24 protein-coding genes are annotated in these 25076 nt (G+C 39.3%); all 24 read right to left on the bottom strand.

The genetic code is table 11. The annotated features are described in order from the left end of the window. Nucleotides 1–3 precede the first annotated feature (3 nt). Nucleotides 4–1128, bottom strand: a complete 1125-nt coding sequence (locus JZO85_RS16920; RefSeq protein ID WP_207109694.1) for an aminotransferase class V-fold PLP-dependent enzyme — start codon at nt 1126–1128, stop codon at nt 4–6. Further along, on the bottom strand, nt 1129–3018 hold the full coding sequence (selB, locus tag JZO85_RS16925) for a selenocysteine-specific translation elongation factor (RefSeq protein WP_207109695.1): 1890 nt from the start codon (nt 3016–3018) through the stop codon (nt 1129–1131). A 4-nt stretch (nt 3019–3022) separates the two neighbouring features. Then, nucleotides 3023–3289, bottom strand: coding sequence for a putative Se/S carrier protein (locus JZO85_RS16930; protein WP_207109696.1), 267 nt, complete (start codon nt 3287–3289; stop codon nt 3023–3025). A 117-nt stretch (nt 3290–3406) separates the two neighbouring features. Further along, entirely contained in the window at nt 3407–3997 is a 591-nt protein-coding gene (yedF, locus tag JZO85_RS16935) for a sulfurtransferase-like selenium metabolism protein YedF (RefSeq protein ID WP_207109697.1), read from the bottom strand. A gap of 14 nt (nt 3998–4011) precedes the next feature. Then, a complete protein-coding gene (gene selD / locus JZO85_RS16940) occupies nt 4012–5034 on the bottom strand; it encodes a selenide, water dikinase SelD (RefSeq protein WP_207109698.1) in 1023 nt (340 codons plus the stop codon). Between the two features lie 358 nt (nt 5035–5392). Next, entirely contained in the window at nt 5393–6274 is an 882-nt protein-coding gene (locus tag JZO85_RS16945) for a sulfite exporter TauE/SafE family protein (RefSeq protein ID WP_207109699.1), read from the bottom strand. A gap of 18 nt (nt 6275–6292) precedes the next feature. After that, nucleotides 6293–7309 (bottom strand): proline racemase family protein, encoded by a 1017-nt coding sequence (locus JZO85_RS16950; protein ID WP_207109700.1) that lies wholly within the window; start codon nt 7307–7309, stop codon nt 6293–6295. Nucleotides 7310–7379: 70 nt separating this feature from the next. Then, on the bottom strand, nt 7380–7859 hold the full coding sequence (locus JZO85_RS16955) for a glycine/sarcosine/betaine reductase component B subunit (protein WP_207109701.1): 480 nt from the start codon (nt 7857–7859) through the stop codon (nt 7380–7382). Nucleotides 7860–7885: 26 nt separating this feature from the next. Then, nucleotides 7886–8623, bottom strand: coding sequence for a proline reductase cluster protein PrdD (prdD, locus tag JZO85_RS16960; RefSeq protein ID WP_207109720.1), 738 nt, complete (start codon nt 8621–8623; stop codon nt 7886–7888). A gap of 16 nt (nt 8624–8639) precedes the next feature. Further along, nucleotides 8640–8885, bottom strand: a complete 246-nt coding sequence (locus JZO85_RS23540; protein WP_196805502.1) for a hypothetical protein — start codon at nt 8883–8885, stop codon at nt 8640–8642. Nucleotides 8886–8912: 27 nt separating this feature from the next. Then, on the bottom strand, nt 8913–9365 hold the full coding sequence (locus JZO85_RS23545) for a glycine/sarcosine/betaine reductase selenoprotein B family protein (protein ID WP_207109702.1): 453 nt from the start codon (nt 9363–9365) through the stop codon (nt 8913–8915). 3 nt (nt 9366–9368) lie between these two features. Beyond that, nucleotides 9369–9674, bottom strand: a complete 306-nt coding sequence (locus JZO85_RS16975) for a CBO2463/CBO2479 domain-containing protein (protein ID WP_207109703.1) — start codon at nt 9672–9674, stop codon at nt 9369–9371. A 9-nt stretch (nt 9675–9683) separates the two neighbouring features. Then, a complete protein-coding gene (gene prdA / locus JZO85_RS16980; protein WP_207109704.1) occupies nt 9684–11573 on the bottom strand; it encodes a D-proline reductase (dithiol) proprotein PrdA in 1890 nt (629 codons plus the stop codon). A gap of 25 nt (nt 11574–11598) precedes the next feature. Further along, nucleotides 11599–12888, bottom strand: a complete 1290-nt coding sequence (prdC, locus tag JZO85_RS16985) for a proline reductase-associated electron transfer protein PrdC (protein WP_277988951.1) — start codon at nt 12886–12888, stop codon at nt 11599–11601. A 540-nt stretch (nt 12889–13428) separates the two neighbouring features. Beyond that, a complete protein-coding gene (locus tag JZO85_RS16990; protein ID WP_207109706.1) occupies nt 13429–14784 on the bottom strand; it encodes a POT-type proton-dependent oligopeptide transporter in 1356 nt (451 codons plus the stop codon). 25 nt (nt 14785–14809) lie between these two features. Further along, nucleotides 14810–15691 carry a proline iminopeptidase gene (gene pepI, locus JZO85_RS16995; protein ID WP_207109707.1) on the bottom strand — a complete coding sequence of 294 codons (882 nt, stop codon included), beginning with the start codon at nt 15689–15691 and terminating at the stop codon, nt 14810–14812. A 15-nt stretch (nt 15692–15706) separates the two neighbouring features. Then, nucleotides 15707–16783 (bottom strand): M24 family metallopeptidase, encoded by a 1077-nt coding sequence (locus tag JZO85_RS17000; protein ID WP_207109708.1) that lies wholly within the window; start codon nt 16781–16783, stop codon nt 15707–15709. A gap of 507 nt (nt 16784–17290) precedes the next feature. After that, entirely contained in the window at nt 17291–17758 is a 468-nt protein-coding gene (locus tag JZO85_RS17005; protein WP_207109709.1) for a threonine/serine exporter family protein, read from the bottom strand. Nucleotides 17759–17790: 32 nt separating this feature from the next. Further along, on the bottom strand, nt 17791–18543 hold the full coding sequence (locus JZO85_RS17010; protein ID WP_207109710.1) for a threonine/serine exporter family protein: 753 nt from the start codon (nt 18541–18543) through the stop codon (nt 17791–17793). A 120-nt stretch (nt 18544–18663) separates the two neighbouring features. Beyond that, entirely contained in the window at nt 18664–19734 is a 1071-nt protein-coding gene (locus JZO85_RS17015) for a M24 family metallopeptidase (RefSeq protein ID WP_207109711.1), read from the bottom strand. A gap of 138 nt (nt 19735–19872) precedes the next feature. Next, a complete protein-coding gene (locus JZO85_RS17020; protein WP_207109712.1) occupies nt 19873–21390 on the bottom strand; it encodes a chloride channel protein in 1518 nt (505 codons plus the stop codon). A gap of 56 nt (nt 21391–21446) precedes the next feature. Continuing rightward, nucleotides 21447–22529, bottom strand: a complete 1083-nt coding sequence (locus JZO85_RS17025) for a replication initiator protein A (RefSeq protein ID WP_207109713.1) — start codon at nt 22527–22529, stop codon at nt 21447–21449. Nucleotides 22530–23180: 651 nt separating this feature from the next. Then, a complete protein-coding gene (locus JZO85_RS17030; protein ID WP_207109714.1) occupies nt 23181–23720 on the bottom strand; it encodes a hypothetical protein in 540 nt (179 codons plus the stop codon). Between the two features lie 12 nt (nt 23721–23732). Next, nucleotides 23733–24581 (bottom strand): ParA family protein, encoded by an 849-nt coding sequence (locus JZO85_RS17035; RefSeq protein ID WP_207109715.1) that lies wholly within the window; start codon nt 24579–24581, stop codon nt 23733–23735. Nucleotides 24582–25076 lie beyond the last annotated feature (495 nt).

Raw genomic sequence — 25076 nt, forward strand, 5'->3', positions numbered from 1 at the left:
TTCTTAGCGTGACGCCAGATTTTTTAATGCTTCCAAAGCTGTATCGACTTCAGCCTTAGTGGTAAAAGTTGAAAATGATAAACGAACCGTCCCGCGATCCGCTGTTCCCAAGGCATCATGCATCAGTGGGGCACAATGATAGCCTGGACGTGTAGCAATCTGATATTCTTCCCACAGCAGATCACTAACAATAGCCGACTCAGCGTCTTTAATATTGACTGAAAAAACGTCCACACGCGGACTGCTGAAATCCCCATAAATTGTTAATCCTTCAATTTTTTGCAGCTCTTGATAAAAATAGTCTCCTAATTTTTCTGAAGAGTCTTTTTTCATCAGCCACTGAACACTAGCGGTTAAACCCGCGATACCAGGAATATTTATCGTTCCTGCTTCTAATAGTGTCGGCAACTCTTTCGGCTGCACTTTGGAAAAGGACTGCATCCCATCTCCGCCAGTGATTACGGGTTCTATAGGCAAATCCTTTAATAAACAAACGCCGCCAGTACCTTGCGGACCATAAAGCGACTTATGCCCAGTAAAGCATAATGCCGCAATTTTCCCGTCACTAAGATCGATAGGAATGAGTCCAGCAGTTTGCGAAGCATCAATTATCAGGTAAAGTCCATGTTCTTCACAAAAATCCTTGACCCATTTCAAGTCCAAAAGATTCCCTGTCACATTGCTCGCATGATTACAGACGACAGCTTTTGTTTCCGGGCAGAGCTTTTCAGCAAACTCCTCATAGTTCAGACGCCCTGTCACTGCTTCACTTGACACTACATCAAAGCTGGCCCCCTGAGCTTCCAACTGATACAGCGGCCGTAAAACGGAGTTATGTTCCCACGATGTCGTAATCACATGGTCACCCGCGCGAATTAACCCTTTCAAGACTTCATTTAAAGAAACTGTAGCATTGTTAGTAAACGCAACTTCATAACGCTGATCAGCATTAAAGAGCTCCTTGATTTGATTACGTGCCTTTTCTGCCACACGGAAGCCCGCCAATGAATAGCCGTGAGCACCTCGAGAAGGATTGCCGTACTCGCCAGTTAGAATCTGTGTCATCGCCTCTGCCACGACAACAGGCTTTTGAGCAGTCGTCGCGGCATTATCCAGGTAAATATTCATTTATTTTCCCTTCTCCCCTAATATACGATAATTGTCCACTCGCTTAGTGATTTCTTGTTTATCCATATATTCCAAGATCAGCATTGACGACTTACGACTGGAATTCGTCAGATCCCGAAAATCACCCAACGTCATTTGCTTATGCTCAGCAATATAGCGTTGAATTTCTTTGACTGCTTGATCAAATATTTTTCCTAGTAATACATATTCATGCGTCAAGAAAACCACGGTTTCCCCATTCAACGCTTCTAAGACTTCCTCCGCATTTTTATCCAAATCAAATAGTTCGTCTTTTTTAACCGGAGTATACCCATTTTTAGCTAAGGCTGTCTCAATTTTTTCTTTTGCTGCTTGCTGATATTTGTTAAATGTAACTTCAAAATCAGTTAACGCAATTTTATCATTTGCTTCTTTGACTAGGTTTTCTTTCATCAATGTAATCAAAACAGAGATTTCTTTTTCCGCTAACAGACCTCGCATCCGCGAACGAAACTCCTCCAGCGGCATCCCAAAACGCAGACGATATTGCTTGTGATATGCTGATAAAAGTTCTGCTGAGCGATCTGCTAATTTTTGGTAGCTGGCTTGAGCCAAGTATCCGACTTTGGTTTCAATTACTCGACCTTCTGAGACCATTTCAGTTAAAATTGGCTGCAGCTCCTCTACTCCAACACCCAAGTATTCCTGCAGATCCTTTTCTTTAGTGAACGGCTGTTTCTTATTGACCATGAAATCCGCGATCAACTCGTCTAGGCTGCCCTCTTCTTTGGCCTTCAGACTTTCTAGAATCTCTACCTTGAAACGACGATGCTTATGTGGTGCCGCATCTAGAATTTCACCACCAGCGATGGTATACATCGGAGAGTAAGAACGTAAGATAAACCGATCCCGCTCTTTAACCGCAACCTGTTCTTCTAAACGCAACTGCAAGAAGCCCTCTTCACCCGGTCCGATCCAATCAACGCCTAATGGGACTGTCCGTGCCATTACCTCTCGAGTACCGATTAACAGACGAACCCGATCCCATAAGCCGATTCCACCCTCTACTTCAGGCAGACAGGTAATTTTTACATCCAGCATCCAAGTATCTTCCAACTTTTCTGAAACAGAGAGTACGTCCCCTCTTTTGATTTCATCGGTTGCAATATTTGCCAGATTCAATGCCGTTCGTTGTCCAGAATGCGCATTTTTTACATCCGTTTCATGAACCTGGATATTTCGCACACGTGTCTTTTTCTGACTCGGATATAGATATAAATCTTCTCCAGTATTGATGGAACCATCCAGTAGCGTTCCAGTTACAACTGTTCCAAATCCCTTTACACTAAAAACACGATCCACATTTAGACGAGCCGAACCACTGCCTGAGCGCTCCTGCACCTCTTCTGAATGCTCTTGAATTTTTGCCAACAACTCGTTGATCCCAGTTCCGGTCACTGCGTCTGTTTCAATCAGATCCGCTTCCGCCAACGGTGTATCTGCCAATTGTTCACGAATATCTTCAACAACCAGCTCCTTCAAATCAGGATCGACAGTATCCACCTTCGTCAATACGATCAAGAAGTCTCGAATTCCCAATAATGTCAAAATATCGATGTGCTCTTTCGTTTGCGGCATGATCCCTTCCGCTGCATCGATCACAAGCAATACTAAATTGATGCCTGGTAAACCAGCCACCATATTTTTGATAAATTTTTCGTGTCCTGGCACATCCACGATCCCTACACGTTTTTTATTTGGCAAATCCAAATAAGCAAAACCTAAATTGATCGACATCCCGCGTTTCTTTTCTTCGCTCGTCGTATCTGTTTCGATTCCGGTCAGCGCTTTGATCAAAGTCGTTTTTCCGTGGTCAATATGCCCTGCTGTTCCAATCACAATATTTGCCATCTGCCTATCCTTTCTGAACCAACCTGTATTCTGTCTTCAACCCTTCTTGGGTAGCATGATAAAAACCCTCTGAGGCGATCTTTGCATCTGTAAGCAATGAAGATAACACATCTTCCTCGACCAACGGATATTTCAAAGAAAAGCCGCAACTAGCATGAATCTTTTCCGGTGTTGGAATGATTCGAACGGCAAGTTGGGCTTCCTTCGCGAGTTCCTCAGCTTTCATGGCCTCCCGGGTTGAATAAAATAAAGCAACACCGTATGTCTGCATAAAAACTGCTCCTTTTCATAATAGAGGATTTATTTTTCTTTGGAAAAGTTCATCCTAGTTTCAAGCCGTATACCATTTAGCTAATCACACTATCGCGTGATTAAAAGCTGACAGCCTTTAAGGTTTAACGATTTTTGGTGCTTGTCGCATCATTTCTACGATACGATACATATTCGTTACTTCACCGATGGAAGCAGTCAACTCATAAAAGTTTAAGCACGCACCGCAAGCATAGATTTCCACACCTTTTTCAATCAAACTCTGCAAATCTTCAAGTGAATCGGAGCCTTCCACAACGGAATGGACACCGCCATTATAGAAAATCACTTTTTCTGGCAACACATCTTGTTCCGTTAATGAATAAATGAAGCCCTTCAGTAAATTTTTCCCTAATTCATCTGAACCGCGCCCCATTACGTTAGTATCAACCACGACGATATAATCATCGACAGTTGCGATCATTTCCGCTGCTTGTGGTTCTTCCTCAGTCAGATCAGCATTTGCCTTTGAGATAACTACTGTGTAATGACTCGGAGCATCTTGATTCATTTGATAAATGTAGCCAAGCTGTTCCGCCATTTTCTTTAAGTTTTGTGTCGCAATCTCATTATCTACCAACGTTTGTACAACTTCGTGTTCACGCAGTGCTTTTTTCGTTTCTATCACTGGTAATGGACACGCTTTACCCAGAGCATCAATTTTAAACATGGTTATCCACCTCTCTAATAAATAATCAATTCTTTGTCTTGCTTTTCAACGACCACACCAAAATCTTGTGCAGGGATATCCGCTGCTTGTAATTCCTGCAGTAACACCGTTGCTTCCTCAGCTGGCACGCTCACTAGCAGACCACCTGATGTCTGTGGATCAAATAGCAGCTCTTCGATTCCAAAATCAGCAATCTTAAAATCGATTTTTTCTTCCATATAATTACGATTCCGTTGGCCGCCCGCAGTTAAGATAAATTCCTTCGCTCCTTGATAGGCCTCTTCAAAATACGGCAAATCTTTTGAGCGAATTTCTGCACTAAAGCGCTCATTCATCATTTCATGCAGATGTCCTGCCAAACCAAAACCAGTTACGTCAGTACAGCTATTGATTGAATATTTTCGAATGATATCCATCGCGTATTTATTCAATGTTTCCATGCTCGTGGTTGCTTTCACAAACGCTTCTTCACTAATTTCTTCTGCACTGTAGCCAACGGTGATGATACTAACACCTAATGGTTTCGTTAAAATCAAATGATCCCCCAGCTGGCAGGTATTATTTTGATAAATTTTATTTGGATCGATGGTGCCTGTCACTGACAAACCATATTTTACCGATTGATCATGAATCGAGTGTCCACCAGCTAAAATAGCGCCCGCCTCTTGCACCTTCTCTGCGCCGCCACGTAAAATCTCTTTTAAAATAGATAAATCCTTTTCTTCCGGAAACGCGACAATATTTAATGCAGATAGTACCTCGCCACCCATGGCATAAACATCACTCAAAGCATTAGCTGCCGCAATCTTACCAAAAAGATAAGGATCAGTGACCATTGTCGGGAAAAAATCTAACGTCTGGATAATCGCTAAATCATCACGTAGTTTAATAACAGCAGCATCGTCAGTTGAATCAAATCCCACCAATAAATTCTCATTGGTTGCTTTAGGTAAATCTGCTAGCAGCTCTCCTAAGTTTCCTGGACCAATTTTTGCATTGCATCCACCGCAGACGATTAATTGTTGAACTGTCTCCATGCTTTCCACCATCCTTCACGGTTTCTATTATAACAGTTTACTTTTTGTTTCTCTATGTAAATTTTTGTCCCATTCATCCGTAAATCGAAAGCCTTTCAGTGCCCAAGATAAAACGATTCCAGCGACATTTTTTCTTTCCTATCATAAAGCATTACATATGTTTTTTATACCCTCTTAAAAAAACTTAATTTTTTTGTACAGAAATGAAATATTCTTCTATCCTACATGATCTATTCCAAATTATCGGTCACTAATTTAAAATATTTTGAAGAAGTCTTTTTCTGCAAAAATTCCGACAATTAAGTGGACATAAAAAAACTACCTGCTCGTTTTGAGCAAGTAGTTTTCATTTCATATCTTATGCATTGGTTGCAGCTGGTTTCATACTCTTGCGAATATAAGTAATACCAGTGTAGATGATTACTAAAATGATGATATAAGTCAGAATTTCTAAATCTAAGCCGGTTACGAATTTCGCAGCGATAATTACCCCGATAATTCCACCAACAGTGATCGCCAAACTAACTTTACGTGCATAATCTCCTGTTTTAACAAAGTTCAAACTTGCAATCGGCATCAAGCCTGCACATGAACCCATCATAACTGGGAAAGCAACTAGCGGGCTCAAACCTAACATATAAACCATTGCCATACATGGAGCATACAAACCAACACCAATCGTCATCAACGCTCCCAAGAAGAAGTTGATCACAACACCAATAACTAATTTGATGCCTGTCAATGCCGTTGCTGTATTATCCGCGCCCAAGATATCAATCCAACCTTGCTGACGTGCAAACATTAAAACAGCCGTGACAATCAAAGCCCAGCCCATCCAAAGTTGGACTTTTTTCTCTGGCAAACCAGTTACAAATCTTGAGCCGATAAATGCGCCAATTGTAGCAGAACCAACTAGTGCAAATAGAGTTACTGGAGAAACATCCACTACCTGAGTAAAGATAAACGCTTCAACCAATACGGGAATACCGTGACCAACATTCAACGTTCCCGGCAATAACCGATCCGAACTCAACTGTTTTGTAAAGTCCAAAAGTAACGTTGTCGGTGCGAAACTTCCGATTCCTAACGTATCTAAGAAGTCCGTAACAAATCCGATGATACCTGAAACAAACCAATTTCCTTGTCCTAAGTCGTCTTTGTTTTTGACTAAGTCGCGTCCCATATTTCCCGTGTGTAGTAAAATCAGTGCAACATAAATTCCTAATAATATTGTTACCATATTACCCCTCCTTCATTTTTATCCCAGAAGGAAACCATCCTTCAAGGAGTCCTTTGGATCAACTAAGAATGAGTTGTATCCAGTGACATAAGCCGAACCAGTTACACGAGGAATAATTGCTTTATATCCTCCAACTTCAGCCTCTTCAACAATTTCACCTTTAAACTTCGTGCATAAAATACTTTCATACACAAATGTATCGCCAACCTTCATCTCACCTTTACCGTATAAAGTCGCAAGTTTAGCACTTGTACCTGTACCGCAAGGAGAACGGTCAACTTGTCCATCGCCAAATACAACAACGTTTTGATACGTTGCATCTGGGCTTGTTGCTGGACCATAAAACTCAACAAGATCGACAGTTTTGATGTGATCCAATGTTGGATGTTGAATCTCGATTTGTTCATTCACAGCATCGCGAATGATCATACCAAGTTCATTAAATTTTGAAGCATTTTCGGGTTTGATTTCCAAACCAATTGATGCTGCAGGCAAGATAGCAAAGAAACTACCGCCAAAGGAAATATCCATAGTCAATTCACCAATTTCAGGAACATTGACCGTCACATTTTCTTTATAAAGGAATGATTCCACGTTTTCAAATGACACTGACTCTGCTGAGTAGTCTTCATCTAAATGGACAGTTCCGTGTACAATTCCTGCTGGTGTATCTTGAACAACTTTTACTTCGCGGTCGCCTTCTTTAACTTCTACCCAGCCTTGTTCTACTGCTGCTGTCATTGCTGCGATCGTATTATGTCCACACATGTTCAAGTAGCCGCCTGAATCCATAAAAATGATGCCAAAATCAGCTTCTTTATGAACTGGTTCAGTAATAAAGGCACCAAACATATCGCGGTGTCCACGTGGTTCCAGCATCAGCATTCTACGCAAGTCATCTGCTTCCGTTTCTAAATAAGCTCTTTTGTCAGCCATTGTTTCTCCAGGGAATTTTGGAATTCCACCAACGATTAAACGTGCAGCCTCACCTGCTGTATGAGTGTCGATTGCTGAGATCATTTTTGATACTTTCATGATTATCCTCCTTGTTTCCTACTTAATTAAAAATAGTACTCTGGTGATTCATATTCATAAAAAATTTACTCTAACGTACTTGTTGATTATCTTTTCGCATTTTTAATTTAATTGACGCAAGCGCTTTTACTGCATCCCGTTCATTGATCGTATTTTCACCAACTACTTCAGTTTCGATACCAGCCTCTGATTTATTAAAGTCCAATACATGCTTTGTAAAGTCATTTTCAACAACAAACTTAGCTTGTGTACCAATGAACTTGAGTCCAATCACGCTAATATCCCGGCGACCAATTTCTTCCAAGGTATTCGCAAAATCTACGTCAGAATTCCCCCAGCCATCTGTTGCAGCGATCACACCATTTGTGCGCATCCCTTCCAACCATGCAGCTGTACGTTGCCCAACTAGATACTTCATTGCATTGCTTTGCGGTGTTCCCACTACAACGACTCCTTGAAAGTCGATATCAGGGTCCTTTCCTAGAAGTTCGACAAGCGGATCTTGAAAATGATGCAGTGATGTTTCTTTTGTTGATGGGCCAATTCCCATAATGCCACCACCTATCCGTTATTCAGTTAAACCATAGAACGAATCGCTCCATCGCGATACTCATTTGCTGATAAGAAGACCGGCATATTGTTCATATCGATGATAGAATGGCCCCCTTGAAAACCACTTGGTTCATTTGGATAAAGGAGCATATCATACATCGCTCCTTGACCAGCCACTTGTTTAACTAAAGCGACTTTGGGTTTTCCTGAGTTGATATTCTCTTCATAAACATGTGATTCACAAGCATCCTTGCCTTCCAGCATCTTCATTTTTTCACGAATTTCTTGGATAAATTCATCCACAATCGCAAACATTTTAAGACAGAGCTCACGATTAAAAGGAGTCCCCTTTTTCGCTAGAAGATCCACTAAAATAATGTAGTCTTCCGCGTTAGGCGTCCCTGCTCGATTCAATACTAAATGATCACGCAAAACACCTTCTGAAGAGCCAAATTCATGCATTTGTTCTCCTTCTTCAATGGCTCCAGTCATAACAACTGAAACACCGGTAAGTGTATGCGTGATCCCTGAACCCAACACACCCAACACCTTCGTAGAAATCGGAATAATATCCATGATGGTGTTGGTTTCAACATTATGCTGATGTGGTGGGAGTAATCGAATCGTCAGCTTCTGAATAGCGGCGTCCTTGCAGTCAAAGTCTTGCTTAATTTGCAAACGTGTTGGTTCAATACGAAAGTCGTTACCTTCAGTGACTTCCTCCATATGAAAAACTTTGATCTTTAAAGTTTCGCCTCTCATCATTCACACCTACTTTTTAGACGTGGGCAATGTATTCATAAGGTAATGGAACAATTTTCCCTGGCGTTTCGATTGATACTAGTGCTTCTAAGGTATCCTTCATGATACCTGTTTGCATTTCAATGTTATGTGGTTCACCTGCATTGGCACCCATTGGCACACGCGGCGCAACGGCACGTGGAGTCCCGTTTTGGCGTACAACTGGTGGTAATGCGGCGATTAAAATAGTAGGAATTCCCGCTTCCTCAATAGCTCTCTGCACGATCACGGCAGTTCTATGACAGGTTCCTCAGCCAGCGGTTAAGACGACAGCGTCGACTTCTTCTTCTACTAATTTTTGAGCGATTTCTGGTCCAGTTACATCGTGGAATGCATCTTGGTCTCCACCGCCGCCCATGAATGCGTAATGAACAGGTGCAGATTCTTTGATGAAGCCTTCTGCAGCTAATTCATGTAAACGATCCAATGGGAACATCGCATTGATGTCACGGTTCGCATCAGCGTTATCATAACCACCGTGAGAAACCATCAATTCCTCTACTTTTGAAGTATCTGGTACTTCGCGGTATGTTGTGTCACCCGCTAAATTGAAACGTTTATCTGTTTTTAAGTGTACGCCGGCTGCTGTTGCTAATGCCACACGCATTTCTTTAAGCTCTTTTTTCACAGGGGTAAAGACAGATTTTGGCGTAATCGGCACAAAAATTTCTGACTGTAACCCTTCAAAGACTGTTAAGCCCATGTGTTAATTCTCCTCTCCTGCTTCTTCACGTTTTTTTCTGGCCTCGGCCCGACGACGTTCATGCTCATAAATAGCCGTTTTATAATGTTCATCAGGCTCTTCTGCCAAAACTTCTGGATAGGTCATTAAAAACCCAACTTCTTGACCGATTTCTAAATTATACTCAGAAATGATCATTCGACGAGGTATTTTAAGCTGACCCAATCGACCTTTCAAGTCAATCGTCACGCTGGCATCGTGAAGTTCTACGATGATCCCTTCAAACATCTGTTCCGTCGAAATGTATTTGAGTTTGTTCATTCCATCCATTATTTCACCTTATTCTACTTCGTAAATTTCTTGGCGTTTTTTACTCTTAGGCAAGATTTGTTCATTATCTACTAAATCAATCTTTTGGCCAGTAGTTTTTTCAATGATTTCAATGTTGTTTGCTTTCACATTTGGATTCCATTTACGTTCAGCAGCTTTGATCGTGCCGCCGCCCATCAGTGTTTTCAACATTGCTAAATCACGAATCGCATCTTCTTTACACAGTGTGTTATTAGATAAGATCTCATTTTCGATTCCTTGCATAGATTTGTTGTTATCTACCATAGCAATCATTTCTGGGTTCCCAACAACTAACGCACCCTGTACTGCTGAATAAGAGTCGCCGACAACTTTAATGCCGCGTTTGCCGATTTCTTCAATATGTGAAGCAAAATCGATGTGGTTGTTACCAAATCCTTCAGTCGTAACGATTGCGCCTTCAACATCCATCGCTTCAATCGTCATACCTAAACGTTTAGAAACATAGTATTTTTCAGTGTTCGCCTGCGGAGAACCAACAAACATAACACCGACTAAATCGATTTCTTCGTCTTCCATTGCTTCACGCACTAGAGGTTCTCTCCAGTAGTGACGAGAAGTTTCTTTTGATGCTGGTCCAATACATGTCAATGCATGGATCCCGCCGTCTAACACTTCAGTTGGAGCCAAAATAACTGGTAAGTTTCCTAAGTCAACGTTCGGTTTTGCTCCCAACGTTCCAACTGGTTCGATTGGCATGATCAGGTTATCGTGCATCGCACCTTGTCCCATGATCTCTTTAACAATAATGACACGTTTGTTACCAATCCGACGTTTTTGTACGATTTCATCCTGCTCTACAACTAAAGATTCGTCCGCTTTCTTCACTGCTTCACGAATTTCTTGAGTTATATAATCAGATGCTTTATGAGCGGCTAATGGTCCTGGACGTTCCATATTCGCGCCTTCTTTGATTGTTACTTGTGTTTTGATGAAAATTTCGCCTTTATCTGGTGCACCAGGACGTCCCCACATGATGTTACGGTCTAATTCACCTTCAGATGAACCGAATTCTCCGATTTGTACACCATTTGCATCTGTTCCTGTAAGAACCATTACAACGCCATCTAACACACGAGTAACACCATGGCCGATATCCGCACCATCAACTTTAGCTGCGATTGGTTGTACGTCCATGATCGTTTCACTATATTCGTTATATTTATCTGGTGTAATGATTTCAAAAGTAACACTTTCAACTAGCTCTTCTAGCTCAGCTGCTTCCGCACACATATCTTCCATTTTGCGTAGAACCAAAGTTGTACCTTCGATTTTTGTTTCGTCGCCAAAAATTACTTTTTCGATCTTCATATGATCGCGACGAACTGAACGAACGACTTTTTCTTCTACTTTTGCTTCAGGAGCCACAGCCTCAACCGCTGGTGCCGGAGCCTGTGCTGCTTCAACTGGTGCTGCCGGAGCAACGCCCATTTGACCTGCGATAGACATTGGTACTTCTAAATCAATACCCCGTCCTTCAGCAATGTGGATCTTAATAGTTTGTCCACCGACTGGTGCTACTGGTGCTACCGGAGCAATAGGAGCAACTGGAGTTGGAGCAGCTTCTTCTGTAGGAGCTTCCTCTTCTGTTGCTTCTTCTGTGCCTTCAGAAACACCATCTAATAATTCTTTTGTTAATGGAACCAACGCATCCGTTGTTTCTTTCAATGTCGTACCAAGTACTTGTTCGATCGTTAGAGTATTTTCAGGCAGTTCTAATAAACCTGAATCCTCTAAGTCTGGGAAGATCGCTGGATCTTCTAAATCATCTGGTGCAATTACTTTGCCTGCTTCTGCACGGCAACATAATACTGCAGGGTCTTTGGCATGTTCTTGAGCAGTTTCTGCTGTAATAGACATTCGTTAAATCCTCCTAAAATTTTGTTTAGTTTGTAGGTAATTTACGATATAGTCTGTGTCCATCTGCCCGCAGTACATGATCTGTGTGATGATAAACCGGAACTCCTAACCTAGGAGCTACACCCATTACGGTGTTCGTTCAATCGGAACAAGATCCAGTCATCACTACTTCTGCTCCTTGTTTCTTCAAGGACATAACAGTTGCAGCTTGGCCTGGACAAATACCTGGCAGGGCACATCTATATCTTCCATTTACTTCTACCATTCGCTTGCAACGTTCTGCAGCGACAACTTCTGCGCCCATGTTGTTAGCAATCTCGGTCATACGTTCGGCAGATCCGCCGCATTCGCAAATCAAAAGACCGACTTTCCGACTTTCTTGAGGGAACGGCATTGCGACTAGCACACCACCACTTGTTTTAGTGATTGGGGTCATCTCATCGCCGCTTCTTCCAGTCATAGGTCCGCCAATGACGATTTCGCCATGCGGTTCAACGTATCCGCCAACATTGTTAATCAATGTCTTCACTGGAGTACCGATCGGCACATCAACAAATACTGTTTCTTTTTTCTTTACGCGACCAGAAACGGTCACATCTTTGTCAATGAACGGTTTGCGATCCTCAATTGCTTCCGCGATGCGTTTGATCGTTTCCACATTATCGATCACTGCACCAACCTCAGTTGGTAATTGACCTGGTTCTAAAACAATGTCCATTACTTCACGAACGATCATTCGTTCATCCCCAGCCGGATAGATATCTGGCAATTGGTAGACATCAATCGTTGGTTCAGTGTCCACTGCTTTTAATAAACGAGTTACTAACACCCGATGCTTACCTTTTACAGCAATCACACCTTTTGGAGCGTTAGTCATCTCCATGCAATACTTCATCCCACGGATTAATTGATCAATGTGTTCACTCATTTGCTTCACGTTATGAGTAAGCAACGCTTCACACTCTGCTCCGTTTGCGATAAACGTCCCTTCAGGAATATCACATGCTAATTTTAAGAATGTTGGGAAACCTGCTCCCCCAGCACCGACAATTCCTGCAGCTTCGACTGCTTTCGCATTCGTTTCTGTTTCTGGGATAGGAAGGTACTTAGAAAAATCTTGTTCATCATCGATAGTCAAAACAATATTATCTCCATCAACATCTACTACCTTACCAGAGAAACTTGCGTGGATATTTGCACCTAAACCATTTGGTTCAGCAATCAATTGTCCTCGTTGAACTTGATCACCAGCCTTAACGATTCCTTTACAAGGAGCGCCGACATGTTGTTTTAATGGTATAAGAATTTGTGTCAAATTATTTCACCTCCCAACTTTTTTGTTTGTTCGAACTTGAGCAAATCAGCCACCCGTAGTTCATGTAAATAATAGCACAAACCACCTTCATGTAAAAGGTGGTTTCTCAATAAAACTGATATTTTCTGACAAATAACTTTATAAATTGTAGATTTTTTTGGATTCTCTAATTAAATTTTCATCAAACTTATCTTCTGTACAAAAAACGTTTACAAACACTAATTTTACGATATTTGTAGAAATTGTATACTGTCGACAATCCGCCTTTCTTTTACAAAACCATATTAGTTGAATTCGTTATTTCTCAATCTAAAACGGTAATTATTACCGTTATTTAATAATTAAGAACCCGCAACTAACAATAGATCCTATATACTATTTTTATTAATTCAAAAGATGATATCATCTTAAATTTATATGTTTGATCATTCACATTAAAATTAAGATATATTTTCCTCTTTTCCCTCCCCGCTCCTTTCCCACTGTCTTTTATATCAAAAAAGGCCCTCACCTTAATAAGGTGAGAGCTTCTTGAAAATGTTATTCAGCTGTTTCTAATTTATCTAATGATTTACTACCAAACCATAAGATCAAACCTAAGACAATTACGATCGCAGCTAACACGCCGTAACCCATCTGGAAATCACCCGGTACATCTGTTTCTAACAATGCATAGATTACTGGATAAATCATTTGTGAGAAGAATACTGCGATTGTCCAGAAACCTAATAATAGACCCATTAATTTTGCTGGTGCCAATTTAGAGATAAATGAATTTCCTAAAGGTGAAAAGATCATTTCGCCCACAGACATTAAGATGCTGACCATTACCAACCAGATAATTGACGCACTTCCTTTTCCGACGATATCTCCAAATACCATAACTACATAAGAAACGCCGACTAAGATCATTCCTAAGGCTGTTTTCTTAAACATACTCATATCACCTTGAGGGCGTTTAGCTAGTTTCGTCCATAAACGACCTAAAACAGGACCTAAAATGATACATGTCAAGGCATTCATTGAGTCAAAATAAGCAGTAGGAATATGGAAGTTCCCGATCACCCAGTTAGCACGGTTCAAGAATCCAGCACCATCACCCCAGCCAAAATAGAAGTAAGCTGGCATATAGGCTAAATACCAAACAGTCCAGAAAACAACAGAGAACATTGTAACTAAGAAAATAGCCACAAGTCGTTTTTTATCGCCGGAAGTCAATGCAGTATCAGCACCGTCTTCTTTTTTACCTGCTGATTCATATTGACGTTGGTCGATTTTAAACGGTTTTTTACCCGCTTCACCTAATGAACGGCTGTTAAAGATAAACCAACAAGCATCAATTAATAGTAAAACACCACAAATCATAAAGACAAAGTTAAAGCCGAATCCTGGAATCAACAGAGTTAAGAATGTTGTTCCCATGAATGAACCAATATTAACAAATGAGTACTGAATCGAGAACGCTTCATTCAATTCTTTTTCGTCGCTAAACAGTAAGGCATTTACACCGGACAGATTTCCTTTAAACAAACCTGTACCAAGCGCAACTAAGATAATCATGATCCATACCATGCCCATTGAGCTGGCTTGCCATGCCAACATATAGCCGACACCCATCATAATCATTCCGACAGCCACACAGAGCCTTGGGCTTATCCAATAATCGGCGATAATCCCACCAATCGTCGGTGTGATATACGTTGCAGCAACGAACCATGCTGAGATTTGTACGCCTTGAGCACTAGTCATTCCCAATCCGCCAGATGCAGCAGTCGTAGCGATCCAAATCGCTAACATATATTTAGCCGTGTAAAAGGCCATACGTTCAAAAGTAAACCCCATGGCACATACATAAAATCCAAAAGGCTTTTTATTTTTTACTGGAGTTGTTTCCACTATCATTCCTTCTTTCTTTAAAAAACTAATCGTTAACTGCTAGCCATTCTTCCAATAATTTCATATATTTTTCACGTTCTTCAACAAAAGGCATGTGTCTGCTATAAGCAAACAGTTCCCATTTAGCTCCCGGAATCGCGTCATACATAGTTTTTGCTACTAAAGGTGTACACAAATCATTTGTGCCACTAGTAACAAGTGTTGGGATAGTAATGTCTGACAGTTTATCCGTATAATCATATCCGTGCAGAGTTCCCTCTGGCGAATATTCATTTGGTCCCCACGCGTTGACATAGCTTTCTGTTCCAGCTACTTTTTCACGTCGCAATGGTTCAGGATCATTTTCGGTAAATACTGGCGCTGCATGGCGCACCATGAAGCGATCATTTGCCGCAAGATACGCAGGATCATCATATACACCAGTTTCTTCAGCTTTTGCAATTGCTGCTTGATCTTCTTCAGACATGAATTTGATCATACGATGCTGTTCTTGTGCCCATAGCTTAGCAGAAGGTAAAGTACTTGAAAGTACCATACTCTTGATGCCTTTTGGTGCATAGTCACAAACATAAATGATTTCTAGCATCCCGCCCCATGATTGTCCTAATAAATGGACTTCATCCAAGCCTAAATGCTCCCGTAAAGCAATCAATTCATTGACCCATGTCTCAGCTGTCCAAAGCTCTGGCTGAGAAGGTACCGCGGATTTTCCGCAACCTAATTGATCATACATGATGATCTGGCGGCCATCGACCGCCATTTCATCAAGTACTTCAAAATAGTTATGGGTTGATCCGGGGCCGCCGTGCATGACAATCAATGGTTTCTTATTACCAGCTTGTTCACCAACAATCCGGTAATAAGTCTGGTGTCCAAGATATGGCATATATCCTTCTTCGATTTTCATACGTTGCGCGGCCTCCTAACCGATTACTTCTAGATCTTTCGGATAATGATTCAAGTTTTCGCAACCATCTTCTGTTACGATCACCAAATCTTCAATACGCACACCGACTTCGCCTGGAATATAGATTCCTGGTTCGATAGAAAAGATATTGCCCACTTCAGCAACATTATCATTTGCTCCTGAAACATCACCTGTTTCATGACAATCGATCCCGATGAAGTGGCCTAGACGATGAGTAAAGTATTCACCGTAACCTTTTTCTGTAATATAATCACGAGCCGCAGCATCAATATCAGATAATTTCACACCCGGTTTCACTAAATCAATCGCACGTTGATTTGCTTCTTTTACGATTTCATAAACTTCGCGACCTTTATCAGATACTTCTTTGTAGAAGAATGTCCTAGTCATATCTGAAGCATAAGAATTCTTAATGCCTCCAATGTCTAAGATGACAGAATCTCCTGGTTTCACCTTTGAATCATCTGTTTCGTGATGAGGATCCGCCGCATTTGCACCATAACCAACTATTGGGTCAAATGAAAAGCCAGTATTACCTAATTCTTTGTAAATTTCGCCTAGCTTATCTGCCATTTCAGCTTCTGTCAATTCTTCAGGTAACAACTTCTTCAAACGATCAATAGCAATCTCGTTATCAGCTTGCGCATCACGCATCAATTGTTTTTCTTCTTCATCTTTGATCGCACGAACCGCGTCGGTCACTTCTGAACCATTACCTAATTTGGCATCTGGAACAAGTTCTAATAAGTGTAATAAGAAATGCGCAGGCCAGTTCTTATCGACACCAATTTTTTTGTCAGTATCAACATACTCAAGAACTTTCTTCACAGCGTCGTCGGTATCATCAATAAATACTTTTTCCACGCCCAAGTCTTCTTCAATTGGGAATAATTTGTTAACGATCAATGTGTTTTTGTTATCTGGAGTAATCACTAATACTAACAACCGTTCACCAGGATGAATCCAGCGACCAGCTAAATAGAAAATAGTTGTTGGATCTGAAACTAACAGTTGGCCATAACCTTGTTCTTTCATTTTTTCAATTACTCTTTCAACGCGACGTTCTTTCAAAATGTTTCACTCCTTCTAAATATTATTTTTTGCCTGTCGGCATTATTAAAAACAGCTCTGTCTTCACGTAGCTGCTAATAATCCTTTTTTACGAAAACGAACTGCTATGGAACAGTTTGGTTTAGTACCAAGAACTTGTTCAACTATTCACCTGTTGCTAGTTTTAAAATAACCATAAATCCATTTGAATTTCAAGTCTTTATAAGAATAAAATCCAAATTTATCATTCGTATCCGCTTCCATTAGTTTACTATATCTTTTGGCGTATTTAAACAATTCTTTAAACTTTTTTTCAAATCTGTGCTAATTTGGAAATAAATTAAAAAAACTCTCTCAATATTTGGTTTGACTTTGATAACTTCAATCATTTATCTTTCTCTCATGAATTTGTTTTTTTATTAAAATAATGGGTTTTTCAATAACATTTTCATCGTTTAATACTGCATGCTTTTATACTCAGTAGAAATAAAAAAACAGCCTGTTATACAACAAGACTGTATTGTTTCCTTATTCATGAGAGTGAATTTTTATTCTTTGCATTTTATGATAGGAATAGAAAAATTTCGGAGATAACTCATACCCTACTGTGATTCCTACTGCAATCGCAATGGCAATTTTCAAAACTTGAACACCTATTTGTGCCGCTTTGATAGAATCACCTATAAAAAAATTATAAGTAAAATTATAAATTCCCATTCCCGGGACTAAGCAGAAAATACCACAAATTAAAAAAATCGTTACTGGTGCCTTTAATGCAAATGATGCTTCTCGTGAAAGATAGATCAAAACCAATGAAGCAATAAACGTTGCAGCAACTGGTGCCACCCAAAAATGCATAATCATTAAATAAATAAACCAGCCACAAGCTCCAATCACTCCACAGTGAACATAGTAACGTCGAGGAACCTCAAAAAGTATCGCAAATGAGATCGTTCCCAAGAAACCTGCCAAAATTTGAAATAAGGTAGTCATCATGACTTATTCGCCCCTTTCGATTTAAAATGAAGTTAACTAAATAATTGCAAGACAAGCCCAACACCGACGGAAACACAAAGAGCAGTAATCAAAGCATTGATCATCTGTCCCCATCCAGAACTATAGTCACCATCAAATAAATAACGAATACCATTGACGATCGCCACACCAGGTAAAAGAGAAATGATTCCACCAGTTACTAGACTTGTTAACTGTAAAGCAGGAATAAAATGAACAAATAGGCAAGCACAAACACTAACAAAGGCACTACTAGTAATCGTCAAGATAATGTCCGACATATTAAACTTTGGTAATAAGTACATAGAAAAACTGGCCAACAAAACTCCTAAAAATAGCGCACCAATTGTATCCCAGAGACTTCCCCCAAAAATAAAACAGAAACTGGCACTACCAAAAGCATAGGCAAAAATCTTTAGCGGATTTGAAGCAAAGGTTTCTTCTTTTATTTCTTGCAACCACTCATTGGCATCTTCTGGACTCAGACGTTTTTCCGTTAAACGTCGAGATAAGGTATTGATTTGCTCAATTCGGCCTAAATTAATTGGTGAGATTGGAATATCTCGAACTCGAGCCTGAACGGTTTTATCTTTCAATCGTGCCGTCATAAAGATACCATTGATTAAAACAAAACTATCAAACTCTTTTAATTCCAAAGCTTCAGCTATGTGGCGAATGGTCGTCTCAATCCGTTTGATTTCTGCACCATTCTTCAATAACGTTTCTCCAATATCATAGACAAAATCAAAAGCTTCCCGTTCATTCATCGGTTGCCCCCCTTTTTTCGTAGAACTACACAAATCCGTGTGGCTTTTCTTATAATAATTAGGTGTTAAAAAACGACGACAGCTTATGCCGTCGTCGTCTTAGTATAGCCTAACTCATACTTACAATTCAATCAAATCATGGGAAATACTGATCATATTTTCATAGCCGTCATCCGTGATCAAAACTTGGTCTTCAATCCGTACACCGCCCCAATCAGGAATGTAGATTCCTGGTTCAATCGTCATCACCATGCCTGTTTCCAAAATGTCATCGTATTGTTCATCAATATATGGTAATTCGTGTACAAATAAACCAATACTATGACCAATATTACGATAAGTATATTGCGGATACTCTGTTCCTTTCAGTGGTTTCAATGACGCTTGATAGATGTCCTTCACAGCAGCACCATTTTTCATAACAGCTTCAGCAGCTTCTAAACTTTGTTTTTCGAGCTCATACACTTCCCGTTGCTTATCAGTTGCTTTGCCAACCACGACGGTTCGAGTCATATCAGACATGTAGCCTTCATATTGGCAACCAAAATCCATCAAGACAAAGTCGCCGTATTCAATTGCTTTTTTAGATGGAATTCCATGCAATAACGATGTGTTCGCGCCAGAAATCAAAATATTTCCATAAGGTTGTGTATCGGCACCCTCTTGTACCATGTACAAAGAAAGTTTAGCAGCCAATTCTTTTTCCGTAACACCAACTCGAATTTCAGGCATTAGTCGTTCCAACGCACGACAAGAAATTTCACAAGCATTACGCATATATTCGATTTCTTTCGGAGATTTGATTGCCCGCATACGATCAATCACACCGCCAGCTTGTACAAATTCTGCCTTTGTCTTTGAAGTAAAATCAGAATACATGTCATAGGTTAAATAATCCGCTTCAAAAGCGATCGTTTTTAAGTTTTTCTCACTCGCTAAACGCGCTACAGTATCTCCGACCGTTCGGCCAGGCAAGCGCCAATTAATAATTTCATAATCCGATACCTCGATATCCGCTTGTTCAGTATAGCGCGGATCCGTCAAAAAGTACTGACCTTCTTGTGTGAGCAAAATGAATGAATCGTCCCCTGTCCAACCGCTTGTAAAACGAACATTCACCCTTTTGGCAATAAAAAAAGCATCCAGTTTTTCTTTTTCCAAATACGCACGAATCTTTCCTTCGTTTAACATCGTCACACGTTCCTTTCTATTTTGAAGTTTTTAGTCTTCTAATAAATAGAGTAGCAGTCAGCAGAACTTTGGTCAACGCTTTCAAAAAATTGAACAAAAAAAGAATAGGGAAAAATATTCAAATTTCTCCCCATTCCATTATTTCCGCCGATGCCGACTCATTCGTGTCATTGGAACATCGGTAGTTTGTTTATCTGATTTTGTTTCAATACTACTTTTTAAGTCACGTTGTTTCTGGACTTCTTTTCGTGCTAATACCTCTTTCTTCGGCTCGATGACTCGCGGCTGCGAATCAGCATTTTTAGCTTTTTTACGGGCCGCAGCTTTTCTCAATTCAGAAACATCTCTCGTTGCATCTTCTTCTGTTTTTACCGTTGGCTGTTTCGAACGTTTTGGTAATTCAGGGAATTTGAAAGATTTTATTGTTTGTTCTTCTTGGAAAAATGGAACTCTTTGTAAGAATAAGTTTCCTAGATAACCCGCTAACCATATCCATAGGAATAGTTCCACAGGAAACAACAGTAAGAACAAACAAGCTGTTGCAAGAGGTTGTTTCAAAATAACAGCGCAAGCACTAGCTGTAAAAACAGCAACTAATAAGCCTGGTGAATACGGAAGCAAACTCACAAAAGCTAACCCTACTGCAATGCTGGAGAAGATCATCGGAAAGATTGTTCCCCCACGCCAGTTACAAGCCAAGCAAATCATTGTTATCGCGACTTTACCAAATCCAATCAATAGCAGAATGAAAAAACTCATTGTTTCTGCCTGTCGCGTAAAAGATAATAAATTATGCTCGCCAGAAAATAGGAAATAAGGAGAGATCGTTCCCAGTACACCTAAAATGCCCCCAGCTAAAACAGCTAACGGTATCGGGTTACGAATCCGTTGATTTAATTTTTCGCCTCTTTCTTGCAAGACTAAGAAGAATTTCCCGAAAAGAGCACCTAAAATAATCATTGGGATAACCAACAGTAATCCTTGCCAAGTAAAGCTGCTCTCCATTCTTCGAATCGCGAAGACCTGCTCTTGATTTGGAAATATATTGTAAGCTAAAAGATAACCAATAAAACCAGTGAATGTAGTAAATAAATACAAAACATATTTTTTTAGTTTACTTTCTGTAACGACCTGCCAATTGTCCCGTTCAACGGAACGACCTACACCAAACAGCGGGGTCATAAAGATTACCCCTAGGGAGGTCCCTACACCAAATTCTATCATATCGGCTCGCTGATGCTCCGCAATTTTCCTACGGTCCGCTACATAAGTAATCAGGCCTCCTAGTAGTGCAACCAAAGCGGCTTCTGGACCTAAGCTAGCTCCAAAGAACAGGACTAGTAAAGAACCCAACAAATTTTTTACCAGTTTACCATCCTGATAATCAATCCGCCTTGTTTCCTGAAATTCTGTAAAAGATTCTTGCAACGTTCGAGGATAACGCCCAAATGTTTTTACAAAAAAACCAATCGCCACGCCACCTATTATACAGACAATTAAGGGGTAAAAACTTGGATTACCAAGAGCTTTAGGCACTGTTTGCCATAAAAGCTGGTGTCCCAGTTCTGTCAGCCCCATAAATAAAGCTACAATGATCCCAACAGCAAATCCTAAAAGACCACTGTAGCCAAAAAATGTTAGTTTAAACTTATTCATAAAATTAAACCTTTCTCTAGATAGACTCCGCTACATTATAACAAAGGTTTAGGTTCTTAGGATACTTTTTGGGCGACTTTTTGCGTTTTTTGAAGCTTTTGGCGTCCATTTTTTTGTTGAATAATCAATTGAACACATGAAAGCGTTTGTTGTAGTTCTGGTGTTAACTTATAATGATCGACCAGGTATTGTCGCGTCTTTTCTGTAAAAAAGCCCTTCATGAATGCAAAGAAGAACCCTTCTGGATTTTGAACTGTTTTGTACCGATACATTTGTTCTAATGCTTTAGCTATTGCATCGCTGATATCTGATTTGAAATAGCTGTTATGTTCAAAGGTCAAAACTTCTGCCTCTGCTGGTAAACCAGCTTTGATATATTGTTGGGTACTTGCAAATTTTGCTTTAAAGATCGTATCAACAAACCAGCGAGCTTTTTTATAGTCACCTTTACAAAACGGTAAGAAGCGGTTGAATGCTTGTTGCGGCAGTAAGTGAGCATAACGAGCACGCAATCCGTCAATAAGACTGTTGTCTGCAGATTCATCAATTTTACCTGCGTTTTCTGTTACTTTTGTTGCTTTTGTATTTTGTTTTGCTAAATGTTTTTGTGTACTTGTAAGCAAATCTTGCGTTTCCGAAGCCGCAGATTTTGCTTCTCTATCCACAGTGGATAACTGCGATTTCTTTTTGGGACTGTCTTTTTCCACAGCCTGCAAGGTTTTGGTGCTAGTATAGTTCTTAAAAGAAAGTTTAACGATAATGCCCTTTTCTGGGGGCATAGGGTTTGCTACATAGATCCGATAATTTTTAAGTCCATGACGAAGAACCTGAATCAAACCAGCTTCAATCAAGACATTTTTCAAATTGGTAATCTTTCGCTCAGATACGCGTAACAAAAGCGCAGCTTCTTCATTAGAAAAATAAATATAAGGGTGCCCTGATTCATCAAGCCAGCTGCTGTCTTTTTGGGAATTGTAAATGCTGCACGTCATCCGCATAGTATATAGAGCATGTAGCATCATTGCTTCAATGGAAAGATTTTCATATTGTGGATTATTTATTAAGTTCAAATCAATAGGGATATAATTACTGTTGGGTAAGTTTGTTGCGGTCATAATATTGTCTAAATTTGTGGACATGACAAAAAAACCTCCTTAAATACACTCTCAAATTTTTACGAAAGTTTTTAAAGGAATGCTTACTGTCACATGATATTTGATTGAGAAAGCAACCAAAATATGGTATACTTAATAAAGGTTAGGCAAACACCAATTTTTCTAACCCTTACAAGTTTATCTAAATGTGACAGGCTAATTCGCCAAAATTAGCTCAAACCTTTGAGTTTAAAGATCGCCAAATCTTTAAACTCTTTTTTTCGCTTTTTTCTACATGTATAGAATAATGGATTGAAAGCTTGTTGTAAAGCGATTCCCAACCATCTTTTTTTTGAGTAAACTTTTATTATGTTTATAAACGTATTTGAGGTTTACTATAATGATGAAGAAAAAACATTTGGGGTTTACTTTGTTAAAGGTTGTAAAAGTATTTATAGTAAACTCCAATTAAAGTAATATGTCTGTTCTTCATAATTCGGAATGTGAATAAAAAGTAATGTGGATAAGGAGTTTCTAAGTTATCCACAGCTTATAAAGCCAGGCCTTCAGGTTTTCAAAAGTAAACTTTTAAAAAGAACTGACAATAATAAAAGTAAACTTAAATAAGAGATAACTTCAAAAAAAGTAAACCATAATGTAAGATATTATCTACATTGCGGTTTACTTTTTTTGAAGTCAATTCTCATCATTTTCTAATTCTTTGAACAATTTTTGGTATTTCGGCTTCTCCTTATACTCCTCCATGGAAGCTTCTTCAAGCTGATTTAGGAAGTTTCTGTCATCTCTTGACAGACCTTTTTCAATATAATAGTCATATAAGAAGTCAATCATTTTATCTGGGGTATAACCGTCAAACTTCGCATTAATCAAATTTTGCATGCGAATTTTTGTACGTGCGGATATCTTTTGCATTTCAAGTGCCTTTAAACGAGGATCATAGTACTGACGCTTCCGACCTCTCTTCCCAGCTTCACTCTCTTGCGTTTGCGGCGTAGGTTCCCGATGTAGATTTTTTTCGTTTAAATGCCTGGCTTCTTCTCGAAAAGAGGAGTGTCTGAAATCCGGTTCAGGGCTTAATGTCCTTTTAGCTAAGAGGTCCTGGGAGCTGGGTTTCTTTTCTTCTTTATCTTGATTGGAATATTCAGACATTTTTTCAATGCCCTTATTTTTTTTATTCGCCGTTAAAAGCGAATCTAACTTCATTTTTTTCGCCATTTAACGTCTCCCCTACTCTTCACCGCTTAATATGAGGCGATGTTCATCGATTTCATCTAAAATATTAACGAAAACCTCGTGTGCGCGCTTATCCCATTGCTCAACTTTGCCATTTTTGTTGATTTCATAAGTAATCCCCGACCCATCATAGCGTTTTAAACGGCTTTGATTTAGAACAACAGTATCTAAAAGATGGGCACCATAAATCTCTCTAGCTGCAGTATAGATCTCTTGGTCGACAGAGTCTCTTTTTTGCATCATAAATGGTACGATTCCTACAACTTCTAGGTCAGTATCGTATTGTTCGATAAAGAAATTCATGTAATCGATGTAGTTTTGAGCCCCTTTTAAAGATTTTACCTGAGTTTGCAAAATAACGATAACGTATTCTGCTACATACATGGCTGCATTTGAATAGGTACTAATTGTAGGTGGAACATCGATGTAGATGACATCATAAATATTTTTCAGAGGTTCAATTAGCTCTTCCATATATTTAAATTGAGATAACTTGTCACCAGGGTATTTTTCAATCATGTAATCAGGAAAATCAGAAAAAGAAATATTTGCTGGAATCAAATCCAAATTCGGCATAATTTGATAGATGGAAGATTGGATATCCCCTGTACGGACTGCTTCCCAAATTGTTGCATCAAATTCATCTGGTAAAGTATCATTTCCAAAATTTTCTGCGGTAAGGGATAAAACATCACTAGTATTTCCCTGAGGGTCTAAATCGATTACTAACGTCTTACGATCTTTGCGGAAGGCACTTTCAAATGAGAGCATTTGAACAGTGGTTGATTTACCCACCCCGCCTTTAAAATTTCCTACTACATAGGTCTCTGCTTTGTTTGACATAAAAAGTCTCCAATCCTAATTTCTCAATTAAAGTTTACTATAAAATCATTTATTTATCAATAAGGTTTACTACAATTGTTAAAATGAGGTAAACTGAAAATACGAAGTAAACTTCAAATAGAAAAATTATAGTTTACCTAAATTAGGATGTTGAGGTAAACTATAAAGAGATTAAATGAGGTTTACTCTATTCAATAAAAGTAAACCTATTTTACTAATTAGAGTAAATCTATTTTTAAATAAGGGTAAACCTTAACTATAAATAGGTAAACTTTTAATGATTATGAACCCCATTATATAAGCTTATATGATTTAAATAGTAAACCTTATTTTTTATAGAGTTTACTTTATTAGTAAAACAGGTATACTTTAAATTATTAATAAGGTAAACTAATAGTATTTAGGTAAACTTCATTATATCTTTTATTAAGTAAACTTTTTATATGAAGGTTTAATGCAATTATATCAAATCATTAAAGTAAACTTATTTGATAT

The sequence above is a fragment of the Candidatus Enterococcus murrayae genome (assembly GCF_017315985.1).
GTDB classification, from domain to species: domain Bacteria; phylum Bacillota; class Bacilli; order Lactobacillales; family Enterococcaceae; genus Enterococcus_A; species Enterococcus_A murrayae.